Here is a 20,951-nt window from a genome sequence, read left to right on the forward strand (position 1 = left end):
ACGAGGGAGTTGACCGATGACGGTCGAGGGTCGGGCCGAACGCGAGCTCCTGCGCCTGCTGACCGGGCCCTGGGTGGCCCGGGCCGTGGCCGCCGCGGTCGAACTGGGGGTGTTCGACCGCCTCGCCGACGCACCCGAGGGCGCCGCCGCCCTGGCCGCCCGGCTCGGACTGCACCCCGACCGGCTGGGCCGCCTGCTGCGCCTGCTCGCCTCGGTCGGCGTCCTGGAGGAGCAGGCTGGGGGCTACCGGTCCACCGCGGTCGGAGCCCTGCTGTGCCGCGACCACCCCTCGGGCCTGGCCGACCTGGCCGCGCTCTACGACAGCGACATGTTCACCGCCGCGTGGGCGCGCCTGCCGGAGGCCGTGCGCACCGGCGGCACCGCGTTCGAGGCCGCCCACGGCACCGACGTGTTCACCTACCTGGAGCGGCACCCCGAGGAGGCGGCGCTGTACACGGCGGGGATGGCCGCGGGCGGCCGCTTCGCCAGCGCCCTGCCCGACGTGTACGACTTCACCGGAGCGCGCACGGTCGTCGACCTCGGCGGGGGAGACGGGGAACTCCTCGCCACCGTCCTGGAACGCGCCCCCGGGGCCCGCGGCGTGCTGCTGGAGCGCCCGCCCGCGCTGGCCGCCGCGCGCACGCGCCTGGCCGGGTTCGTCGAGCGGGGCCGGTGCGACCTGGTGGAGGGCGACTTCCTGCGGAGCGTGCCCGAGGGGGCCGACGTCTACCTGCTCAGCCGGGTGCTGCACAACTGGTCCGACGCGGACGCGCGCACGGTGCTGGGCCACTGCCGCCGGGCGATGGCCCCCGACGGGCGGGTGCTCATCGTCGAACGCGTGCTGCCCGACGAGGAGCGGCCCTGGCTGTCGCTGGTCTTCGACGCCCACATGATGGTGATGACCACCGGCGCCGAGCGGACCGAGAGCGAGTACGAGGCGCTGCTGGGGGCGGTCGGGCTCACCACCCGGCGGATCCTCGGCCTGCCCCTGGAGATGCGGGTGCTCGTGGCCGAGCCCGTTCCCGAGGCCCCCTGACCCGGTCGCGGCCCGCCCGTGCCGGGGCCGCGTCACATCCGCCAGGGAAGGTTGCGCCACGGGCTGTGGGGGTCGCTGACCAGCACCCGGTGCGCCGCCGCCGAGTCGGTGTAGTAGGAGCCGAACGCGCCCTCGTCGAAGGCCATCGCCCGGCCCAGCACGAAGCCGGCCGACATCTCCTCCCACGACCCGTGGTGGTGCATGGACGCCGCGCCCGCGCGCAGGATGTGCGCGTGCGCGGCCCGCTCGTCGGCGTACCCCGCGTTGACGCCCCAGCGGGCGAGGTTGACCGCCCGCCCGAAGTCGTAGGCCCGTACGGTGCGCACCGGCACACCCCGGGGCAGCACCCCGTCCCTGACCATCCGCTCCTCGTACTCCCAGACCTGGGCGGCACTGGTCACCAGCTGTTCGTAGAGCCCGGGCCCGGCGCCGCGCTCCCAGCACCAGGCGGCGATCAGGTCCGGCCAGGTGCCCGCGTCGAAGGGCTGTCCGGGAGTGCGGGACGCGGCCTGTCCGCGCAGCTCCAGCACGGTCGCGACCGCCGATCCCCGGTGGGGCCCCTCCACCAGGGCGCGCAGGGCGCGGTCCCACCCCGCGGCGTCGGTGATCCCCCAGGAGTCGCGGAGTTTGTCCCGCTCTTCCCGGGCGTCACAGCAGGCGCACGAGGCCGGCACGGCGTTCCAGACGCCGCCGCTCGCGGTGGGCAGGTGCGCGCCCGTGGCCAGGGCGTGCGCCAACGGGCCCTGGAAGAACCCGTGCGGGTCGGTACGCAGTACGGCCTTCCTCCTGAACAGCCCCATGCTTCCTCGTTCTCGTTCTCGTTCCGGTCTTCGGGCGCCCGGCGTCACGCGAGCGGGCGGCGGATCCCCTCCGCCTCCCGCCCGGCGGTGACCGCGTGCTCCTGGGAGGCCAGTAGCTTCCCACGCCACCGCTCCGCGGCCTCCGCCGCTCCGTGGCGTGGGCCCGGGAACCGCTGCTCGGCGAGGGCCGCGGCGTCGGCGCGGTCGCGCCGGTCGAACGCCCAGGCGGCCCCGGCCCCCGCGACGGAGGCCAGGCACAGCGGCCATCCCGTACTGCGCCGAGTCCAGGTTTGCCTCGGGCCCCGGATCCTCCGGTTCCGCGAGTAGTCGATCCAGCCGGCCATGAGGTCCTCTCGGCGTGGGTGTCGGAGCCGCGCGGTGTGACGTTCCGGTCGGGTCCGCGGTTCCGGCGCCGACCGTGATCGCGCGTTCTTCACGGTGGGTGCAGGTGCGACCACAGCGGAGGGATTGGTGTCCCGGGTCACATCACCTATGATTGGGAGCGCTCCCAGGAAAGGAAGGTCATGGAAGAGCCGACCCTGCCCGCCAGTCTCCTCTTCGGTACCGCCACCGCCGCCTACCAGGTGGAGGGAGGCGTGCACGAGGGCGGCCGTGGGCCCTCCATCTGGGACACCTACTGCCGCACCCCCGGGCGCGTGGCCCGTGGCGAGAGCGGCGACATCGCCTGCGACCACTACCACCGCTACGGCGAGGACGTGGCGCTGCTGGCCGACCTCGGAGTGGACATGTACCGCTTCTCCGTGGCCTGGCCCCGCGTCCAGCCCACCGGCACCGGGCGGCCCAACCCCGAGGGCCTGGCCTTCTACGACCGCCTCGTGGACACCATCCTCGGCGCCGGGATCGAACCGGTGCTGACCCTGTACCACTGGGACCTGCCCCAGGCGCTGGAGGACGGCGGCGGCTGGCGGGTCCGCGACACCGCCTACCGCTTCGCCGAGTACACCCGGATCGTCGCCGACCGCCTGGGCGACCGGGTGAGCCGCTGGATCACCCTCAACGAGCCCTTCTGCTCGGCCTTCGTCGGCCACGCCGTGGGCCGCCACGCACCCGGCACCCGCGAGGGCCGTCCCGCGCTGGCCGCCGCCCACCACCTGCTGCTGGCGCACGGCATGGCCACCGGCGAGCTGCGCGCCGCCGCCGCGGGAGAGGTCGGGATCACCCTGAACCCCGACCACCTGCTGCCCGCCACCGACTCCGAGGCCGACCGCGCCGCCGTGGAGCGGGCCCGCACACTGCACAACCGTGTGTGGCTCGACCCGCTGTTCACCGGCGCCTACCCCGACAACGAGGACGAGGTCTGGGGCGGGATGGCCGACGGCTCCTACCGGGCCGAGGGCGACCTGGAGATCATCGGCCAGCCCCTGGACTTCCTGGGCGTCAACTACTACCGGCCCATCATGCTGCGCGACGCCCCCCACCAGGAGGCCGACCCGGCCGCACGCACCGCCGTGGACGTGCGCACCGAGCAGGTGCCCATCGAGGGCGTCCGGCACACCACCATGGGCTGGCCCGTCGTCCCCGCCACCTTCGCCGACCTGCTCATCGACCTCGACCGGCGCTACCCCGGCCTTCCGCCCATCCTCATCACCGAGAACGGCTCGGCCGAGGACGACCGGCCCGACGAGAGCGGCCGGGTCCGTGACACCGAGCGCATCGCCTACCTGCGCGACCACCTGGAGGCGCTGTCCCGGGCCATCGACGCCGGTGTGGACGTGCGCGCCTACTTCGTCTGGTCGCTGCTGGACAACTTCGAGTGGGCCTTCGGCTACGACCGCCGCTTCGGGCTGGTCCGCGTCGACTACGAACGCCTGGAGCGCCACCCCAAGGACAGCTACCACTGGTACCGCGAGTTCCTCAGCGCGCACCGGGCGCGCCGGATCGGCGAACTCGCCGCCCAGTGGGAGGGCCAGGAGGCCTAGGCCTGCTCGCGGGCCACCCCGCCGAACGCGCCCACCACGGCCCCGAGTGCGAACATCGAGGCCTCGTCCTCGTCCATGTGCACGATGCCCGCGGGCACGTGGACGCGGTACGGCTTGGGCTCATCCGGCACGATCTCCAGGTCGTCGATGATCTCCTGTCCCTGCAACATCAGGAGGGCCTCCTCGACCCTCCCGGTACGGTCGCCACGAGACCAGATCGACATACACCAAACCTCACTACGGCCGAAGCCGGAAGAAGGCCGCGGCACCACGGGGGCGGAGCGGTCCACGGTTTCCCGGGCCGGGAGTCCGGCCCTGGCGCGCACCGCGGTGCGCGCGGGGAGTAACCCAGTGATACCACCGCCTGGTACCGGGTACGCGCGCATCGGCTCCCCGGCGCGTTGGCCGGAACCGGCCACGCGCCGTGCCCGCCGCACCGGTCAGCGGGCGAGCACGGTCATCTCCTCGCCGCGCACGTCCACCGCGCTGAGTTCGACCGCCTCGGCGGGCGGGGCCTCGCCGCGGGGGCCCGCCACGGCCAGCGGCTCGCCGTCCTCCGCCGAGCCGTTGGCGCCTCCGCGCACCGTGATCCGGTCCGCCTCGCGGGAGGCCGCCGCCAGGTAGTGCCACCGGCCGTCGCCGTCCCGCCACCAGGTACCGGCCGCCACCTGGCGGTTGAGGTTGCTGCAGCCCCAGCCGCCCGCGTGCCCGCCCGCCACCACGGTGTCGGTGTCCTCCCCGGCCGCGGTCACCAGCACGGTGCGGGCCAGCCCCCCGCCGTCGTGGCCGCCGTAGCGCACGCACACCCACCGGCCCGTGCCGCCGTCGGGCAGCTCCTGGCGGGCGAACTCCCACGCGGTCGCCGTGCCCACGGGGCCCGCGGGCGGCGGTCCGGCACAGGCCACCAGGCCCCACAGGTCGAAACCGCTGTCCCCGTCGAGCACCTCGTGCGGCCCCAGGCGGCGGATCTCGCTGGGCGGAGGCGGCATGTACCCCAGGTGGGCGGTATCCGGGCCGCCCAGGTCCAGGGCCGTGTACGGCTGGCCGTGCGCCACCTCGGGCGCCCGCAGCCGCAACAGCGGGCCCACCCCGCAGTGCTCCCCGGTGGGCAGGGCGGCGGTCACGCCGTCGGTGTGCTCCACCTCCCGCCAGTCGGGCTCGTCCCCGCCCAGGGGGGCGGTGTCGGCCTCGGTCACCCAGGGCGGCAGCAGGTAGTGGGTGCCCTCCTCGGTGTCGGCGAGCCGCAGCGCGGGCCAGTTGGCCGCCCCCGCAACGGGCTCGGCGAACACCTCCACGCGCTCCCCGGAGGCGTCGGCGGTGTAGCGGGCGGCCCAGGGGGCGTCGTGGAAGACCACCACGTCCTGTCCGCCCACCTGCCCGGCGAACACCAGGCGCGGCGCGCGCGGGGCCGCAAGCGCCTCCTCCCCGGCAGCGCTCGTGACGGCGGCGTTCCGGTCCGGGCCCTCCCCGGTGGCGCCGCGCCGTGACCACAGGTCCAGGGCGCGCCGGACGAGCCGGTCGTCCCCGACCGCCCCGCCCCGGGGGTGCCAGGCGGTCAGGTCCAGCCGGAAGCGCTCGCGCCACACGTCCTCGGCGGGCGCCGGGGCCAGGGCGACCGGCGCCGCCAGCGATGAGCGCCCGCCGCCGGGGTCGGCGGTGCCCAGACCCGCGGCGAGCACCGCCAGCCCGGCCAGGACCGCGGTGCCGGACAGCGCGCGCCGGTCCAGCAGGCTGCCGCGGCCGTTGACGCGCACCAGCGTGGGGTCGGGCAGCCGGTGCTCGGCCGGGACCGCCCGGGCGCGTTCTGTGGCTCCGATGGCGTCGTGCGCGCCCGCCGACGCCAGCAGGCCGGTGGCCTCCCTCGGGCTCAGGCCCTCCACCCGCAGCAGCCCGTAGGCTGCCCGGGCCTCGGCGTCCAGGCCGGCCAGCGCGGCCAGCGCCCGCGCCTCGGCCCCCGCGCCCTCGGCGGGGGAGACGCGCAGCCCCGTCCCGCCCCGGGGGTGCCACCGGTGCGGGCGCAGGGAGCGGCGCAGGACCCGGCGGCGCACCCGCGGATACGCGCGGGGACGCGGGTGCAGCCGTCCGTGCGGCAGGGCCCCGGTGACCAGCCGGTGCGCCTGTTCGAGCAGGCCGTGCGCGGGTCGGCTGCCGGACAGGGCCAGGAAGGAGAGAAGTACCAGGCTGCGATACGGGTTCCTGGGCAGGGGGTGTTCCGCTGGTTCGGGCATGGAGTACTCCTCGGGACTGTTCCGAGCGAGCCTAGGGAAGCCGCGCCCGTCGCATCCGGAGAACGCCGAAACCCGCCACCTATGCCCCAAAAGTCCCGTCAGGTCTTTTTTGTGTCCGGCCCGCCTCGGTCGAGGCGCGGTGAAACCTCTGGTCGGGGTGCTCCGAGGAGCGCCTTGGGCGCGTCCGCGGTCCGGTGGGGCAGCTGGCCGCGGGAGTCGACGCCGGCCACGGGGACGAGCCGGTCGGCCCGCGCGCCGAGTACGGCCAGGTCAAGCCCGTGGGCGGTGACCGGGACCGGGACGTGCTCCAGGAACACCGGTTGCGGGTCTGTGGGGCGGGCGAAGAGCTCTGTCGGCCCGGACGCCCGGTAGGCGTCGGCGGAGTCTTCGACGGCCGCGTGGCCGGACCGTCCGGCCGCCCCAGGGCGTCCGCCCATGCGTCGTGCGCCAGCAGGCCCACGCTCTCCAACAGGTCGGCCAGGCCTCGAACATGCGCGTACAGGCTGGCGTCGCGGACACCAGGGTGTCCCGGGTGAGTCCCACACGCGGCATGGGGTTCCTGGTCTCCCTAGGCCATGGCGGGAGGGAGCGTGGTCGACCACCCGCCCCGCAGGGCGATGCCGGCGCCGGAGGCCTTCCTCGTTCCTCGCGGGGTCAGGACGTGGGGTCCCCGACCACCTCGACGGGGTGGGGCAGGGCGGCGGCGCGGATGTCGCGGGCCAGCGCGGTGGCCGCCTCCTCGGTGAGGCCGGGGGAGAGGACGCTCAGGCTCGCCGTCTCCAGCCCCGTGCCGCAGGTGGCGTCCGGGCCGATCTCGGGCGCCGAGACCAGGGTGCCGTCCAGGACGACCGCGATCCGCCGCCGGGGGTCCCCGGGTTCGTGGCAGGCCGCCTCGGCGGTGAGCTCGCGCCAGGCCGCGACCGCGTCCTCGGTCAGGTCGACCGTGACCATCCACTCGCCGTTGACGTGCTCGACCCCGGTGCGCTCGACGTCGCCCCCGAACAGCGCCGCCGAACCGAGGCGGAGCGGGACGCCGTCCTGGTCGGGCAGGGTCGGCCCGGTGGAGTCGGCGTCCGTCGGCTCGGCGGCGTGTCCGGGGGCGCCGACCACCGGGTGGACGTACAGCTCCCGCGCCGAGTCGAAACCGCGCAGGAACTCCACGACCCTCTCGGCGCCCTTTCCGGAGCGCACCGCCACCTCGATCGTGTCCTCGCCGATCGGGGTCGCCTCAGTCCAGGCGGCGTCGAGGGCGTCCAGGTGCCGCTGGAGGAGGGCGGCGGTGAGCGCGGTGCCCTCGGGGCCGGGGTCCTCACCCGACGCGTTGGGCAGGACGCGCAGGCGCACGGTCTCGGTGGTGGGCAGTACCTCGTCCACCCGCTCCGCGGTCGGGGGGTGGAGCATCGCGGCGGTGGCGACCAGGACGAGTGCCCCGAGCGCGCCGAGCAGGCCGATGAGGAGGAGGCGGACAGGGGAGGTGCGTCGGGATCGCGGGGACACGGCTGCCTTCCGCCGGGGGTCGGGACGCTTGCCTCATGCCCGTCCGCCGCCGTCTCACTCCGCCGTTCCGCAAGAGGTGATGGGTGGGGTTCAGGTGCTTTCTGGGGCCGTACAGGAGGCGTGGGATTGGTGGTAGGCGATGTGCCGGGAGTGGGGGAGGAGGTGTCCGCGTTGCCGCTCCGACGGGTACCGGGCGCCCCGGTGCCGTTTGTGGCCACGCGGGTTCGCTCCCTGGAGCTGAGGCGCCGTGAACAGGGAAGACGCCGTTTCAGCGTGCCCTTTCCCGGGCGGAGCGGGGCGTGGCCCGTGTGTCCGGGGGTGCCTGTGGGGTTGTTCTGAACGGGTGTGCCGTTGGATCCTGACGGCGCCTACCGGACCGGTGGGGCTGGGTGGAAGCGTGTCGGCGATCGGAGGTGGAGCCCCTTGCTTCCAGACCCGGGGACCCCCGTGGTGACACCCCCGGGTCCTGGAATCTCCTCTCGGACGTGTCGCGTCCAGACCAGCCGCGCCAATGAGCCCCGACCCTCTCCTGCGAACCCGAACGGACCAAGGCCGACCGGGCCGCGGGCACGCCCGTCGTGCCAGGCGGCCCGGGGCGGCCCTCGAACCCCGTACCGGGGCTCTGCCGCCGTGCACAAATCAGGATCTACATCGTAAAAGTGGATATTCGGTTTTATCCACATAAGTTCGTGTAGTGGTTCACTCCCGTTTCACCCGGATCCGTAGAGTGGAGCCGCGCGATCGCGCTCGCCGGACCGGTACGGGGCGGCGTGGACGGACGTCCCGCACCGGCCCGGTCGTCGCCCGCCACGGAGGACGGGACGTGCTCCCCCACGCGGACCGCGCGTGACCGGCGCCCTCTCACCCGGTACGGGACACCGGGAACGGTCCAACCACGGAGGACGGGGCGACCCGGGGAGAGGGCGCGGCATCCGGGCCGAGCGCGCTGCGAGACCGCGATGGCGCTGCGAGGGGACCGGCGGTGCTCGGACGGCGGGTCCGCGGACCCCCGCCGGAGCGGACGTGAACACCGGGGCGGTGCCGGTTCGGGACACCCGGTGCGGGGTTTCGGGCGGAGAACGCCTGACGGGTGCGACCGTGCGGACGCACCCGTCACGGGCTAGTGGTGCGGAGGCTTGATGACCGCGGCGATGATCCCGGTGGCGAGCATCATCACCAGCCCCACGATCATCATCACGAAGGCGGCGGTTCCGACCATGGTGTTTCCCTCGGTTTTCGTCGTTGCCGAACGCCGTGCGGCGCCCGGCGCGCCGGAGTCGCCCGGTGGCCGGGGACGGCGCGTACCTCTTCGGGGCAACACCCTATCCCGGGCACGGGTGCCCGCCGCGCCGGGTTCCCGTTCTGACCAGCGTGGTCGCCGCCACGCCGGTGCGGCCGCCGGTCAGCGCCGGGCCCAGACCCGTTGGTAGGTGCGCACCAGCCACTCGTCGGCCCAGGCGGTGTCGGGTTCCCCGGGCAGGTCGGAGGTCGCGCACAGCCCGGCCAGCCGCTGCTCCAGGTCGCCCGCGCGCTCCAGCGCCTCGGTCCGGCTGTGCTCTCCGCGCCGCAGCTCGCGCAGCCAGGTGCGGTCCGGTTCGGGCATGGGCAGGGTCAGGTGGCCCGTCTCCAGCAGTTCCACGCCCTGCACCCCCAGGCGGACCATGTGGTAGGCGAACTTGGTGTCGAACCCGTGGACGTCCACGAGTTCGGGCCGGTTGGTGTGCTTGCCGCCGCGCAGGCCCTCCATGCGGTCGCGCTGGGCGCGCAGGTAGCCCAGGAAGCGCAGGCCCGCCCGCCGGGAGAGCAGGCGGTGGGCGTTGGCGCGCAGGTCGCGGCCCACGGGGGTGATGGTGACGACCTGGCTCTCGGGGACGAACAGGGGCAGTAGAACGGTGGGGTTGCCGTCCAGGGCAAGGCGCATCCACTTGCGCAGGGAGTACACGGTCAGGTCCAGGTCGCCCGGGCCGGAGCGGGTGTGGTCGGGCTGGGAGCGGTAGACGTACTGCTCGAAGGCGCGCAGGCCGATGACGTACTCGGGCGGCTCCACGCAGATGCCCATCTCGTCGCGGTCCTGTTGCTGGTCGACCGTGACGCCGTGTACCTCGGAGCCGACCCGGCAGCGCAGGACGGTCGCCTCCCGGGCGATCCGGGCGAACTCGGGGGTGGAGTGCTTCACCGGCGGCTCCCGTGCGCTGTGGTGTCGGCGGGCAACCCCTGGAACCTACCGGGAACGGGGCCGCCGCCGCGCCTCCTTTTTCCCGGGGCGGGCCTTGCCAGGGGGCCGCGCACACCGTTGACTCTGTCGGGTACGCCCCTTCGCCGACCGTGGAACCGCGCACAGGAAGCAGGCCCGTGACCGAACAGACCCCTCCCGGCTCCGACCCCCGGATCGACACCTCCGTCCCGCACAACGCCCGCATCTGGAACTACTGGCTGGGCGGGAGGGACAACTATCCCGTAGACCGGGAGATGGGCGAGCGGATCCGCGCGTTCTTCCCCGAGATCGTGGACAACGCCCGCGCGGACCGGGAGTTCCTCGTGCGCGCGGTCACCCACCTGGTCCGGGAGGAGGGTGTCCGGCAGTTCCTGGACGTCGGCTCCGGCCTGCCCACCCGCGACAACACCCACGAGGTCGCCCAGGCTCTGGCCCCCGATGCGCGTGTGGTCTACGTGGACCACGATCCGCTGGTGCTCGCGCACGCCCGCGCCCTGCTCAGCGGGAGTGAGGAGGGCGCCACGGACTACGTCGACGCGGACCTGCGCGATCCGGACACCGTCCTGGCCGCGGCGGCCCGGACCCTGGACCTGTCCCGGCCGGTGGCCCTGATGCTGCTCGGCGTGGTCAACTTCGTCGCCGACGACGCCGAGGTCCGCTCCCTCCTGGACCGGTTCCTGGGTGCGCTGGCCCCGGGCAGCTTCCTGGTGGTCTCCCACCCCACCGACGACCTGGACCGCGAGCGGGCCCACCAGGTGGCCGCGGCCTGGAACGAGCACGGCACCCCCAAGCTCACCGTCCGCACGGCCGAGCAGATCACCGCGCTCTTCGACGGTCTGGAGCTGTTGGAGCCGGGCGTGGTCTCCTGCGCGCTGTGGCGTCCGGAGGCGGACGGTGCGCGCCCGGTGGCCGAGTACGGCGGGGTGGCTCGCAAGGCCTGACCTTCGCCCCTCAGCCGTTCGCGGCCGCGTCGTGGTGTCGGCCGATGGGGAGCATGAGGGGTCTGCCCGAGGTGGGGTCGGTGATGATCCGGCTGCGGATGCCGAAGACGGCGTCCACGGTCTCGGGGGTCAGGACCTGCTCGGGTGCGCCCGCCGCGTGCACCCGGCCGGAGGCGATCGCGATGAGGTGGTCGGCGTAGCGCGCGGCGAGGTTGAGGTCGTGCAGGACCATCACGATCGTGGTGCCGCGGGCGTGGTTGAGGTCGGTGAGCAGGTCCAGGACCTCGACCTGGTGGCTGACGTCGAGGAAGGTGGTCGGCTCGTCCAGCAGGAGCAGGTCCGTGCGCTGGGCCAGGGCCATGGCGATCCACACGCGCTGGCGCTGGCCTCCGGAGAGCTCGTCGACGGGCCGGTCGGCGAGCTCGACGGTGCGGGTGGCCTCCAGGGCGGCGGCGACGGCCTCGTCGTCCTGTGTGCTCCAGCGGGAGAGCACCCCGTGGTGGGGGTGGCGGCCCCGGCCGACGAGGTCACTCACGGTGATGCCCTCCGGGGCGATGGGGGACTGCGGGAGCAGGCCGAGCGTGCGCGCCACCTCCTTGGAGGGCGTGCGGTGGACCTGCTTGCCGTCCAGCAGGACGTGTCCGCCGCGGGGTGTGAGCAGGCGCGACATCGAGCGCAGCAGGGTGGACTTGCCGCAGGCGTTGGCGCCGACGATCACGGTGATGCGTCCGGGCGGGACGGCGAGGTCGAGGGACTCGATGACGACGCGGTCCTTGTACCCGAGCGTGAGCTCCTCGACGAGGAGTGAGTGTGCCGTGGTCACAGGGAGCCTCCCACGCGGTTGGTGCGGATGATCAGGTAGACGAGGTAGGGGGCGCCGAGGACGCCGGTGATGACCCCGACCGGGTAGCGGGTGCCGAAGAGGAACTGCCCGCAGAAGTCGGCGGTCAGCACCAGGAGGGCGCCCACCAGGGCGGAGGGCAGCAGGAGGGAGCCGTTGGGGCCGACCAGGCGGGCCGCGACGGGGCCGGAGAGGAAGGCGACGAAGGCGATGGGTCCGGCCGCGGAGGTGGCGAAGGCGATGAGCGCGACCGCGCCGGTGACCGCGATGAGCCGGGTGAGGTTGACCCGCACGCCCAGGGCGGATGCGGTGTCGTCGCCGAGCTGGAGGGCGGCGAGGCTGCCGGACTGGTGCAGGAGCACCGGGGCGAGGACGGCCAGGGCGAGCAGGACCGGGACGGTCTCGTCCCACGTGGCTCCGTTGAGGCTGCCGGTGAGCCAGCGCAGGGCCTCCTGAAGGTCCCATTGGGCCGCCTGGCTGAGGATGTGGTTGGTGACGCTGTCGAGCATGGCGGCGACGCCGATGCCGATGAGGATGAGTCGGGTTCCGGCCACGCCGCTCCGGAACGAGAGCGCGTACACGAGCACGGCCACCGCCAGACCCGCGACGATCGCGATTACCGACACTCCGGTCCGGTCCAGGGAGAGCACCACGATCGCGAAGGTGGCCGCGGCGCTGGCCCCCGAACTGATGCCGATGATGTCGGGGCTGGCGAGGGGGTTGCGCAGCATGGTCTGGAAGGTGACGCCGGCGAGCCCGAAGCACAGCCCGGACGCCACCGCCAGGGTGGCGCGGGGCAGGCGCAGCCGTCCGACGGTGAAGGTGGCACCGGGGACCTCCTGGCCCAGGATGACCCGGACGACGTCGGCGGGCGGGTAGAAGGTGCGCCCGAACATCAGGGTCGCGGCGAAACCCGCGACGATCAGGACCGCCAGGACGGTGACGACGGTGCGTCGTCGGCGGGCGCGCCGTTGGCGGCCGCGGGCGACGGTGGCGACGGTGGTGGTGCTCATAGGGCCTGGATCTTCTGGCGGCGGGCGATGTAGATGAAGAAGGGTGCGCCGATCAGCGCGGTCACGATGCCCACGTCGATCTCGGCGGGGCGCACCGCGATACGGCCGACCACGTCGGCGGCGGTGAGCAGGGCTGCGCCGCCGAGCGCGGAGAAGGGCAGCAGCCACCGGTGGTCGACGCCGACGAGGAGTCGGCACGCGTGCGGTACGACCAGGCCGACGAAGGCGATGGGTCCGGTGACGGCGGTGGCCGCTCCGCACAGGACGACGGCGCCGAGAGCGGCCGTCAGCCGGGTGGCGGCCACGCGTTGGCCCAGGCCGGCGGCGAGGTCCTCGCCCAGGGCGAGGAGGTTGAGTCCGCGGGCCGAGAGCAGGCAGACGAGGAAGCCGGCGGTGAGGAAGGGCAGGATCTGGGTGAGGTCGTCGTAGGTGCCGCCGCCGACGCCGCCGATCTGCCAGGAGCGGGCTCCGTCGGCGATGTCGCCGCGGCGCAGGACGACGGCGCTGACGAAGGAGGCCAGGGCCGCGGAGGTGGCGGCTCCGGCGAGGGCGAGTTTGAGCGGGGTGGCGCCGCCGTGTCCCATGGAGCCGACCACGTAGACGAAGGTCGCGGCCAGGCCGGCGCCGAGGATGGCCACCCAGGCGAAGCTGGTGGCGGAGGCGAGCCCGAAGTAGGCGATGCCGGTGACGACGGCGAGTGAGGCGCCCATGTTCACGCCCAGGATGCCCGGGTCGGCGAGGGGGTTGCGGGTCACGCCCTGCATGACCGCGCCGGAGACGCCGAGGGCGGCGCCGACGGCGACGGCGAGCAGGGTGCGGGGGATGCGTTTGGCGACGGCGGCGTGCGCGAAGCCCTCGGTGGATCCGCCGAAGGCCGCGATGATGTCGGCCCAGGTCACGGTGCGCGAGCCGACGGCGAAGGAGGTGAGGGCGAGCGCGACCAGGGCGGCCAGGACGAGGAGCAGCCACAGGGACCGCACGCGGCCGGGGCGCCGCCCGCGTGCGGCGCCCCGGCCGGGCGGTGCGTCGTGGGCCGTCACCGGGCCTGGTCCGCGGCCTGGGCGAGGAGGGACAGGTAGTCGTCCAGGACCCAGGAGATGGACAGCGGGGTGGGGTTGGCGGCGGTGCCCAGGGGGCTGTCTCCGGGGAGGCTGACGACCGCGCCGTTGGCGACGGCGGGCATCTGGGAGAGCAGGGGGTCGGCCTCCAGGGTGCTGACGAGTTCGTCGCCGCCGTAGGTGACGATGATGTCGACGTCGTCGAAGGCGTCGGCCTGTTCGGCGCTCTGGGAGAGGGCGAAGAGGTCGGTCCCGGCGGAGGCGGTGGCGATGCTCTCGGGGGTGGTCAGGCCGATGTCCTCGAAGAAGAGGGCGCGGGTGTCGTGGGTGGTGTAGAAGCTGACCTCGCTGAGGTCGGTGGTGTCCACGTGGGTGAGGAACATCGCGGAGCGGCCCTGGAGCTGCGGGTACTCCTCCAGCGCCTCCTCCGTCCGCTGTTCGAGGTCGGCGATGAGTTCCCGGCCCTCCTCGGCCATGCCGAGGGCCTGGCTGTTGATCTCGATGGTCTCGCGCCAGGGGGTGCCCCAGGCGGTCTCGGGGTAGGCGACGACGGGGGCGATCTCGCTCAGGGTGTCGTAGTCCTCCTGGGTGAGCCCGGAGTAGGCGGCCAGGATCACGTCCGGCCGGGTGTCGGCGACCGCCTCGAAGTCGATGCCGTCGGTCTCGTCGAAGAGGACGGGGGTCTCGGCGTCGAGTTCGCTGAGCTTCTCCTCGACCCAGGGCAGGACGCCGTCGCCGTTGTCGTCGCCGAAGTTGGCGGCGGCCATGCCGACGGGGACGACGCCCAGGGCGAGGGGGACCTCGTGGTTGGCCCAGTTGACAGTGGCGACCCGTTCGGGCCTGGTGTCGATGGTCGTGGTGCCGAGGGCGTGCTCGACGGTGACGGGGGTCCAGTCCTGGGCGTCGCCGCCGGTGGTGTCGGCGGTGTCGGCGGTGGACGAGGAGCAGGCGGCGAGTCCGGCGGTGAGCAGTGCGGCCGTGGAGAGCGCGGCCATCCTGGAGGGGCGGGGCATGGTTTCCTTCCCGTTGCGGCCGTGTGGCCTCGGCCATGGCGGTGCCATGGTCCGGCTCCGGCGTCGCCCGGGCGTGCACGCGGGGGCGCGCGGCCTGGGAGGGGTCCGTGGGGGTGGACGTGCTGGCCCGGGGGGCAGGGGCGCACGTCGAACCGGCCACGGCGATGCCGGGAGGTTAGGTTTGCCTAGCCGAATTTAGGGTGCCCTTGGTCGCTGTGCAATCGTGTGTTTGCGACATCTTCTGTAGTGAAACGGACAATCTGCTCCGGCATCACCGTCACCGCGGTCATTGCGTGCGGAACCGGCCCGGGCTCATCCCCGTGACGCGACGGAAGGCCACGCCGAACGCGCTCGCCGAGTGGTACCCCACCCGCTCGGCGACCTCCTCGATCTCCTCGCCCAAGGCGAGCAGCGCGATCGCGTGCTGCACCCGCGCGGTGGCCAGCCACTGGCTGAAGCCCAGGCCGGTCTCGGAGCGGAAGGCCCGTGTGATGGTGCGGGTGCTCACTCCCAGCCGCACCGCCCACCGGGCCAGGGTGGTGGTGTCGGCGGGGTCGGCGCGCACGGCCTCGACGATGGGGGCCAGCAGCGGTGCCTCGGGCATGTGCAGGAGCAGTTGGTGCTCGGCGGGGGCGAGCAGGTCGAGCACCATCGCCTCGGTCCGCGCGCGCTCCTGGGCGCCCAGGCCCTCGGTGTCGAGCCGGTCGAGCAGCAGCCGCAGCAGCGGGGTGACCTCCACCGCCACGGGCCGCTCGGCGAGCGGGGGCACCGCGTGCACCCCGAACTGGGCGGCGCGGTGCCAGGTCCCCGCGGGCGTCCAGCCGCTGTGGCGCGTTCCGGCCGGGATCCACAGGCCGACCGTGGGGGTGATCGTCCACACCCGGGCGCCGACCGTGGCCGAGGACGCGCCCCGGTGGTTCCACAGCAGTTCGTGCGTGGGGTGGGAGTGCTCCTCCCAGAAGGTGTCCCGGGGGATGACCTCGGTACTGCCTAGGACGACGAAGGGCACGTCGATCTCACCGGCGCCGTAGAGGGGGAGCCTGCGCCTGTCCGCCTGCCGCTCATGCGGCGCACCGGGCGGGCGCGGTCGGGCCTCCGCCGGGCCCGGTCGAAGGTGTGGTGTGGGCACGTCCGTCAGGTTATGCGCTGGTGGGGGAGGAGCTCGCGCCGAACTCCGCCCGCCGCGGGGCGGTGCTCGGTACGCTCCCGGAGGGAGCCCTGACACCGAGCAGCCCGGGAGTCGGTCATGCGCGAGATCGAGGCCAAGTACCGCGTCGCGGACCGCGACGCCCTCCTGGCCGCCCTCCGGAGGGCCGGGGTGCGCCTGGCCGAGCCCGTCGGGCAGGACGACCAGGCCTACGCCCCCGCGGGCTGGGAGTTCGGAATGCCCAAGGCGGGCCGTACCTTCGCCCGGCTGCGCACTCAGTGCGGTCGGCACGTCTTCACCACCAAGACCCCCGCGGCCAACGCCATGGAGTGCGTGGAGCACGAGACCGCCGTCGCCGACCGCGAGCAGATGCACCGGGCCCTGGTGCGGATGGGCTACGTCCCGGCGGTGCGGATCGTCAAGACGCGCCGGGCGGGCGCCGCGGGGGAGATCGCGGTGTGCGTGGACGAACTGCGCGGCCTCGGTGTCTTCCTGGAGGTGGAGCTGACCGTGGACGACGACCGCGACGGCCCGGCGGCACAGACGGCCCTGGATACCTGGGTGCGTTCGCTGGGTGTTGGGCTGGAGCGCACCACCGACACCTACGACACCCTGGTGCACGCCGCCGCCCGCGCCGGGGCGGCGCGGGCGGGCGGAAACTGAGCGTGGGGGAGCCGCTGGTCCCGGCCGGGTGCCCGACGGCCCCGGCCGCCGCGGGAACCTCCCCTGGTCTCCCCGCGGCGGCCGGTTCCGCGGCTCCGGGTCAGTCCCGGGGCCGCTGGTCGATGATGCGGCGGAACTTGCCCACCGAGCGCTCGATCCGCTCGGGGTCGACCACGTCCACCGTCACGCTCACACCCACCCGGTCCTTGACGGTGGCGGTGATCTCCCGGGCCAGCGCCGCGCGGCGTTCGGCGGTGCAGCCGGGGGCGGCCTCCACGCGCACGGCCATGCGGTCCAGGCGCCCCTCCCGGGTGAGCACGAGCTGGAAGTGCGGGGCGAGCCCGTCCAGGCCCAGGACGATCTCCTCGATCTGGGTGGGGAAGACGTTGACCCCGCGCAGGATGATCATGTCGTCGCTGCGGCCGGTGACCTTGTCCATGCGGCGCATGGGGCGGGCTGTGCCCGGGCGCAGGGTGGTCAGGTCGCGGGTGCGGTAGCGGATGACGGGCATGGCCTGCTTGGTCAGCGAGGTGAAGACCAGTTCGCCGTACTCCCCGTCGGGCAGCACGTCCTGGGTGAGGGGGTCGACCACCTCGGGGTAGAAGTGGTCCTCCCACACGTGCAGGCCGTCCTTGGTCTCCACGCACTCGTTGGCCACCCCCGGGCCCATGACCTCCGACAGGCCGTAGATGTCCACGGCGTGCAGGTCGAAGCGCCGCTCGATCTCGGCGCGCATCTTCTCGGTCCAGGGCTCGGCGCCGAAGATCCCGACCTTGAGCGAGGTGCTACGCGGGTCGATTCCCTGATGCTCGAACTCGTCCAGGAGTGTCAGCATGTAGCTGGGGGTGACCATGATGACGTCGGGCTCGAAGTCCTGGATGAGCTGGACCTGTTTGGCCGTCTGCCCGCCCGAGGCGGGGATGACCGTGCAGCCCAGCCGCTCGGCGCCGTAGTGGGCGCCCAGGCCGCCGGTGAAGAGCCCGTAGCCGTAGGACACGTGCACCTTGTGTCCGGGGCGTCCGCCCGCGGCGCGGATGGAGCGGGCCACGACCTCGGCCCAGGTGTCGATGTCCTCGCGCGTGTAGCCCACGACGGTGGGGCGGCCGGTGGTCCCGCTGGAGGCGTGGACGCGGCTGACCCGGTCCTGGGGGACGGCGAACATCCCGAAGGGGTAGTTCTCGCGCAGGTCGGCCTTGGTGGTGTGCGGGAAGTGGCGCAGGTCCTCCAGTTCCCTGAGGTCCTGGGGCCGCACCCCGGCCTCGTCGAACTTGCGGCGGTACAGGGGCACGTTGGCGTAGGCGTGCTCCAGGGTCCAGCGAAGGCGCGTGAGCTGCAGGGCGCGCAGCTCGTCGACGCTCATGCGCTCGGCCGGGTCCAGCAGCTCGGGCTCGGGCGCCCGCCCCAGGCGGGTGGCGCCGCCGGCGGCGAGCGTGGGGGCGTCGTGGCTTGCCATGGGCCTCTCCGTGTACTGTGCGCGGAACCCGCCGGGGCCGGTCCCCTGGCCGGGGAGGCGGGTGCGCGCGGATGGTGTCGGCACGGTCCGTCACGGGGCGGACCGACTTGCTTACTGACCGAACGTTCGGTTACTAATGCATTAACGCAGTCTCCGGACAGCGGTGTCAAGGAGAAGTGTCGATGAGTTCACAGGTGGCGGTGGCGCGGGTCACCGCCCTGATCTTGGGAGGCCGCACGTGAGCGAGGTCTACGTGGTCGACGGGGTGCGAACCCCCCAGGGGCGCTACGGAGGCGCCCTGGCCGCCGTCCGTCCCGACGACCTGGCCGCCACGGCCGTGGCCGAGGCGGTGCGCCGCGCGGGCGTGCCCGGGAACGCCGTCGACGAGGTCATCCTCGGCGCCGCCAACCAGGCCGGTGAGGACAACCGCAACGTGGCCCGCATGGCGGCGCTGCTGGCCGGGCTGGACCCGAGCGTGCCCGGCTACACCGTCAACCGGCTGTGCGCCAGCGGCCTGACCGCCGTGGCCTCGGCCGCCCAGGCCATCCGCGCGGGCGAGGCCGACGTGGTGGTCGCGGGCGGCGTGGAGTCCATGACCCGCGCCCCCTGGGTGATGGCCAAGCCCGGCACCCCCTGGGCCAAACCGGGCGAGGTCGCCGACACCTCCCTGGGCTGGCGTTTCACCAACCCCCGCTTCTCCGCCCACGACGCCGACGTCCCCGCCGACGCCGCCCCCGAGGAGCTGCGCTACACCCTGTCCATGGGCGAGACCGCCGAGGAGGTCGCCCGCCTGGAGGGGCTCACCCGCCAGGAGTGCGACGCCTTCGCCCTGCGCAGCCACGAGCGCGCCGTGGCCGCCGCCGAGGCGGGCCGCTTCGAGGCCGAGACCGTCCCGGTCACCGTGCACGGGCGCAAGGGCCAGACCCACGAGGTCGCCGCCGACGAGGGGCCGCGCCCCGGCTCCTCCCTGGAGAGCCTGGCCAAGCTGCGCCCGGTCTTCCGCGAGGGCGGCATCGTCACCGCGGGCAACTCCTCCTCCCTGTCCGACGGCGCCTCGGCCCTGGTGCTGGCGGGGGAGGAGGCGGTGCGCCGCCACGGCCTGACCCCCCGGGCCCGCGTGGTCGCCGCCGCCTCGGCGGGCGTGGCCCCCCAGCTCATGGGCCTTGGACCGGTCCCGGCCACCCGCAAGGCGCTCGACCGCGCCGGGTGGGCGCTGGAGGAGGTCGGAGCCGTGGAGCTCAACGAGGCCTTCGCCGCCCAGTCCCTGGCCGTCATGCGCCAGCTCAAACTGGACGAGGCCCGGGTCAACGCCGACGGCGGCGCCATCGCCCTGGGCCACCCGCTGGGCAGCTCGGGCGCCCGCATCCTGGTCACCCTGCTCCACCGCATGGAACGCGAGGGGACCGCCCGCGGCCTGGCCACCCTGTGCGTGGGCGTGGGCCAGGGCACCGCGCTTCTGGTGGAGCGCCCGTGACCGACCAGGACCCCACCACGCTCAACGTCGACTGGCGCCCGGACCGCGTCGTGGTCGAGCTGTACCGGCCCCAGGCGCGCAACGCCATCAACGCCCGGATGATCCGGGATCTGCACGGGGTGTGCGAGCGCCTGGAGGCCGAGCCCCGGCCGCTGCTGCTGACCGGGCACGGCACCGTGTTCGCGGGCGGCGCCGACATCGCCGAGCTGCGCGAGCGCGGCCGCGAGGAGGCCCTGGCGGGCATCAACAGCCGCCTGTTCGAGCGCCTGCACCGCCTCCCGGCACCCACCGTCGCGGCCGTGGACGGCTACGCGCTGGGCGGCGGCGCCGAGCTGTCCTACGCCTGCGACATCCGCATCGCCACCCCCACCGCCGTGTTCGCCCAGCCCGAGCCGGGCCTGGGCATCATCGCCGGAGCGGGCGCGTGCTGGCGGCTGCGGGAGCTGGTCGGCGCCTCGGTGGCCAAGCAGGTACTGCTGGGCGGCTACCGCCTGGACGCCGAGGCGGCCCTGCGGCACGGCCTGGTCGCCGAGGTCGTGCCCTCCGAGGAGCTGCGCGAGCGCGCCCACGCCCTGCTGGACCGCATGGCCGCCTCCTCCGCTCTGGCGCTGCGCATGACCAAGATGGTCCTGGACGCCGACGGGCCGCACCCGCTGGCCGACGACCTGACGCAGGCGGTGCTGTTCGAGAGCGCCGACAAGCACGACCGCATGACCCGTTTCCTGGAGAGGAAGAAGCGTTGACCACCTCCGATGCGGCCGGTACCGCCCAGCAGGGCCTTCCGGCCACCGTGGCCGTGATCGGCGGCGGCACCATGGGCGCCGGGATCGTCCAGCAGTTCCTGACCTGCGGATCCCGCGTCGTGCTCGTGGAGGCCACCGGGGAGGCCGCCGAGGCCGGGCGCGCCCGGGTGGCGGCCGGGCTGGCCAAGGCCCGCGAGCGCGGCAAGGTGGAGGCCGATCCCGGGCACTACCTGGAGCGCCTGGGCACGGTCACCACCCCCGCCGAGATCCCCGCCGACGCCGGGCTGGTCGTGGAGGCCGTCCCCGAGAAGCCCGAGCTCAAGATCGCGGTGCTCACCGCGGCCGAGGCGGCCGTGGGGCCGGACACCGTGCTGGCCTCCAACACCAGTTCGCTGTCGGTCACCGAGCTGGCCGCCGCGCTGAAGAACCCGCGGCGCTTCCTGGGCACGCACTTCTTCAACCCCGTGCCCGCCTCCAAACTGGTGGAGCTCGTGACCGCCCCCGAGACCGACCCGGAGGTCGTGGCGGCGGCGCGCGGCTGGGTGGGCGCCCTGGGCAAGACCGAGGTCGTGGTGCGCGACGCGCCCGGGTTCGCCACCAGCCGCCTGGGCGTGGCCCTGGGCCTGGAGGCCATCCGCATGGTGGAGGAGGGGGTGGCCTCGCCCGCCGACATCGACACCGCCATGGAGCTGGGCTACCGCCACCCCATGGGACCGCTGCGCCTGACCGACCTGGTCGGCCTGGACGTGCGCCTGGCCATCGCCGAGTACCTGGCCGCCGAACTGGGGGAGCGGTTCACCCCGCCGGAGCTGTTGCGCCGTATGGTCGCCGAGGGAAGGCTCGGCCGCAAGAGCGGCCAGGGCTTCCACACCTGGGAAGGAGTTTGAGG

At 74.0% G+C, this 20,951-nt stretch carries 19 protein-coding genes; 7 read left to right on the forward strand and 12 right to left on the reverse strand.

The genetic code is table 11. From position 1 onward, the window contains the following. The first annotated feature begins 16 nt into the window (after positions 1 to 16). The gene (locus tag FYW95_RS22085; RefSeq protein ID WP_159945187.1) at positions 17 to 1,036 is read left to right on the forward strand and encodes a methyltransferase; all 1,020 of its coding nucleotides are present in this window, start codon (positions 17 to 19) and stop codon (positions 1,034 to 1,036) included. Between the two features lie 32 nt (positions 1,037 to 1,068). On the opposite strand, the gene FYW95_RS22090 is transcribed toward FYW95_RS22085, so the two are convergent. Beyond that, entirely contained in the window at positions 1,069 to 1,836 is a 768-nt protein-coding gene (locus FYW95_RS22090; protein ID WP_159945186.1) for a DUF1266 domain-containing protein, read from the reverse strand. 44 nt (positions 1,837 to 1,880) lie between these two features. Then, positions 1,881 to 2,180 carry a hypothetical protein gene (locus FYW95_RS22095; protein WP_159945185.1) on the reverse strand — a complete coding sequence of 100 codons (300 nt, stop codon included), beginning with the start codon at positions 2,178 to 2,180 and terminating at the stop codon, positions 1,881 to 1,883. A 180-nt stretch (positions 2,181 to 2,360) separates the two neighbouring features. Here FYW95_RS22095 and FYW95_RS22100 point away from each other — a divergent pair, with 180 nt between their 5' ends. Continuing rightward, a complete protein-coding gene (locus FYW95_RS22100) occupies positions 2,361 to 3,776 on the forward strand; it encodes a GH1 family beta-glucosidase (RefSeq protein ID WP_160050709.1) in 1,416 nt (471 codons plus the stop codon). Here the strand turns inward: FYW95_RS22100 and FYW95_RS22105 are convergent. The 4 genes from FYW95_RS22105 to FYW95_RS22120 form a co-directional block, all read right to left on the reverse strand. Next, positions 3,773 to 3,946 carry a hypothetical protein gene (locus tag FYW95_RS22105; protein WP_236568118.1) on the reverse strand — a complete coding sequence of 58 codons (174 nt, stop codon included), beginning with the start codon at positions 3,944 to 3,946 and terminating at the stop codon, positions 3,773 to 3,775. The genes FYW95_RS22100 and FYW95_RS22105 overlap by 4 nt on opposite strands. 270 nt (positions 3,947 to 4,216) lie before the next feature. Further along, a complete protein-coding gene (locus tag FYW95_RS22110) occupies positions 4,217 to 6,004 on the reverse strand; it encodes a hypothetical protein (protein WP_159945430.1) in 1,788 nt (595 codons plus the stop codon). A gap of 654 nt (positions 6,005 to 6,658) precedes the next feature. Further along, positions 6,659 to 7,501: a SecDF P1 head subdomain-containing protein gene (locus tag FYW95_RS22115; RefSeq protein WP_159945428.1), complete on the reverse strand. Its 843-nt coding sequence runs from the start codon at positions 7,499 to 7,501 to the stop codon at positions 6,659 to 6,661. A 1,402-nt stretch (positions 7,502 to 8,903) separates the two neighbouring features. Further along, complete coding sequence (locus FYW95_RS22120) at positions 8,904 to 9,677, reverse strand: nucleotidyltransferase domain-containing protein (RefSeq protein WP_159945427.1); 774 nt, start codon at positions 9,675 to 9,677, stop codon at positions 8,904 to 8,906. A gap of 176 nt (positions 9,678 to 9,853) precedes the next feature. On the opposite strand from FYW95_RS22120, the gene FYW95_RS22125 reads away from it, so the two are divergent. Then, positions 9,854 to 10,657 carry an SAM-dependent methyltransferase gene (locus FYW95_RS22125; RefSeq protein WP_159945426.1) on the forward strand — a complete coding sequence of 268 codons (804 nt, stop codon included), beginning with the start codon at positions 9,854 to 9,856 and terminating at the stop codon, positions 10,655 to 10,657. A gap of 10 nt (positions 10,658 to 10,667) precedes the next feature. Here FYW95_RS22125 and FYW95_RS22130 read toward each other — a convergent pair whose 3' ends face one another. The 5 genes from FYW95_RS22130 to FYW95_RS22150 all read right to left on the reverse strand — a co-directional run bounded on the left by FYW95_RS22130 (position 10,668) and on the right by FYW95_RS22150 (position 15,711). Next, entirely contained in the window at positions 10,668 to 11,480 is an 813-nt protein-coding gene (locus FYW95_RS22130; protein ID WP_159945425.1) for an ABC transporter ATP-binding protein, read from the reverse strand. Next, complete coding sequence (locus FYW95_RS22135) at positions 11,477 to 12,511, reverse strand: FecCD family ABC transporter permease (protein WP_159945424.1); 1,035 nt, start codon at positions 12,509 to 12,511, stop codon at positions 11,477 to 11,479. The genes FYW95_RS22130 and FYW95_RS22135 overlap by 4 nt, the downstream gene beginning before the upstream one ends. Continuing rightward, positions 12,508 to 13,551: a FecCD family ABC transporter permease gene (locus FYW95_RS22140; protein ID WP_159945423.1), complete on the reverse strand. Its 1,044-nt coding sequence runs from the start codon at positions 13,549 to 13,551 to the stop codon at positions 12,508 to 12,510. Before FYW95_RS22140 ends, FYW95_RS22135 begins: the two co-directional genes overlap by 4 nt. Then, the gene (locus tag FYW95_RS22145; RefSeq protein ID WP_159945422.1) at positions 13,548 to 14,582 is read right to left on the reverse strand and encodes an iron-siderophore ABC transporter substrate-binding protein; all 1,035 of its coding nucleotides are present in this window, start codon (positions 14,580 to 14,582) and stop codon (positions 13,548 to 13,550) included. The genes FYW95_RS22140 and FYW95_RS22145 overlap by 4 nt, the downstream gene beginning before the upstream one ends. Positions 14,583 to 14,868: 286 nt before the next feature. Beyond that, positions 14,869 to 15,711 (reverse strand): helix-turn-helix transcriptional regulator, encoded by an 843-nt coding sequence (locus FYW95_RS22150; protein WP_159945421.1) that lies wholly within the window; start codon positions 15,709 to 15,711, stop codon positions 14,869 to 14,871. A 117-nt stretch (positions 15,712 to 15,828) separates the two neighbouring features. Between FYW95_RS22150 and FYW95_RS22155 the strand changes: the two genes are divergently transcribed. Continuing rightward, the gene (locus FYW95_RS22155) at positions 15,829 to 16,392 is read left to right on the forward strand and encodes a class IV adenylate cyclase (RefSeq protein WP_159945420.1); all 564 of its coding nucleotides are present in this window, start codon (positions 15,829 to 15,831) and stop codon (positions 16,390 to 16,392) included. A 100-nt stretch (positions 16,393 to 16,492) separates the two neighbouring features. Here the strand turns inward: FYW95_RS22155 and paaK are convergent, their stop codons facing one another. Further along, entirely contained in the window at positions 16,493 to 17,845 is a 1,353-nt protein-coding gene (gene paaK / locus FYW95_RS22160; protein ID WP_159945419.1) for a phenylacetate--CoA ligase PaaK, read from the reverse strand. A 238-nt stretch (positions 17,846 to 18,083) separates the two neighbouring features. Here paaK and FYW95_RS22165 point away from each other — a divergent pair, with 238 nt between their 5' ends. The 3 genes from FYW95_RS22165 to FYW95_RS22175 are packed head-to-tail and all read left to right on the forward strand — an operon-like array spanning position 18,084 to position 20,949. Beyond that, a complete protein-coding gene (locus FYW95_RS22165; RefSeq protein ID WP_160050710.1) occupies positions 18,084 to 19,319 on the forward strand; it encodes a thiolase family protein in 1,236 nt (411 codons plus the stop codon). Continuing rightward, positions 19,316 to 20,062: an enoyl-CoA hydratase/isomerase family protein gene (locus FYW95_RS22170; RefSeq protein ID WP_159945417.1), complete on the forward strand. Its 747-nt coding sequence runs from the start codon at positions 19,316 to 19,318 to the stop codon at positions 20,060 to 20,062. Before FYW95_RS22165 ends, FYW95_RS22170 begins: the two co-directional genes overlap by 4 nt. After that, complete coding sequence (locus FYW95_RS22175; RefSeq protein ID WP_159945416.1) at positions 20,059 to 20,949, forward strand: 3-hydroxyacyl-CoA dehydrogenase family protein; 891 nt, start codon at positions 20,059 to 20,061, stop codon at positions 20,947 to 20,949. The genes FYW95_RS22170 and FYW95_RS22175 overlap by 4 nt, the downstream gene beginning before the upstream one ends. Positions 20,950 to 20,951: the final 2 nt, after the last annotated feature.

Origin of the sequence: Nocardiopsis sp. FR4, assembly GCF_009830945.1 — a bacterium.
Taxonomy (GTDB): Bacteria; Actinomycetota; Actinomycetes; order Streptosporangiales; family Streptosporangiaceae; genus Nocardiopsis.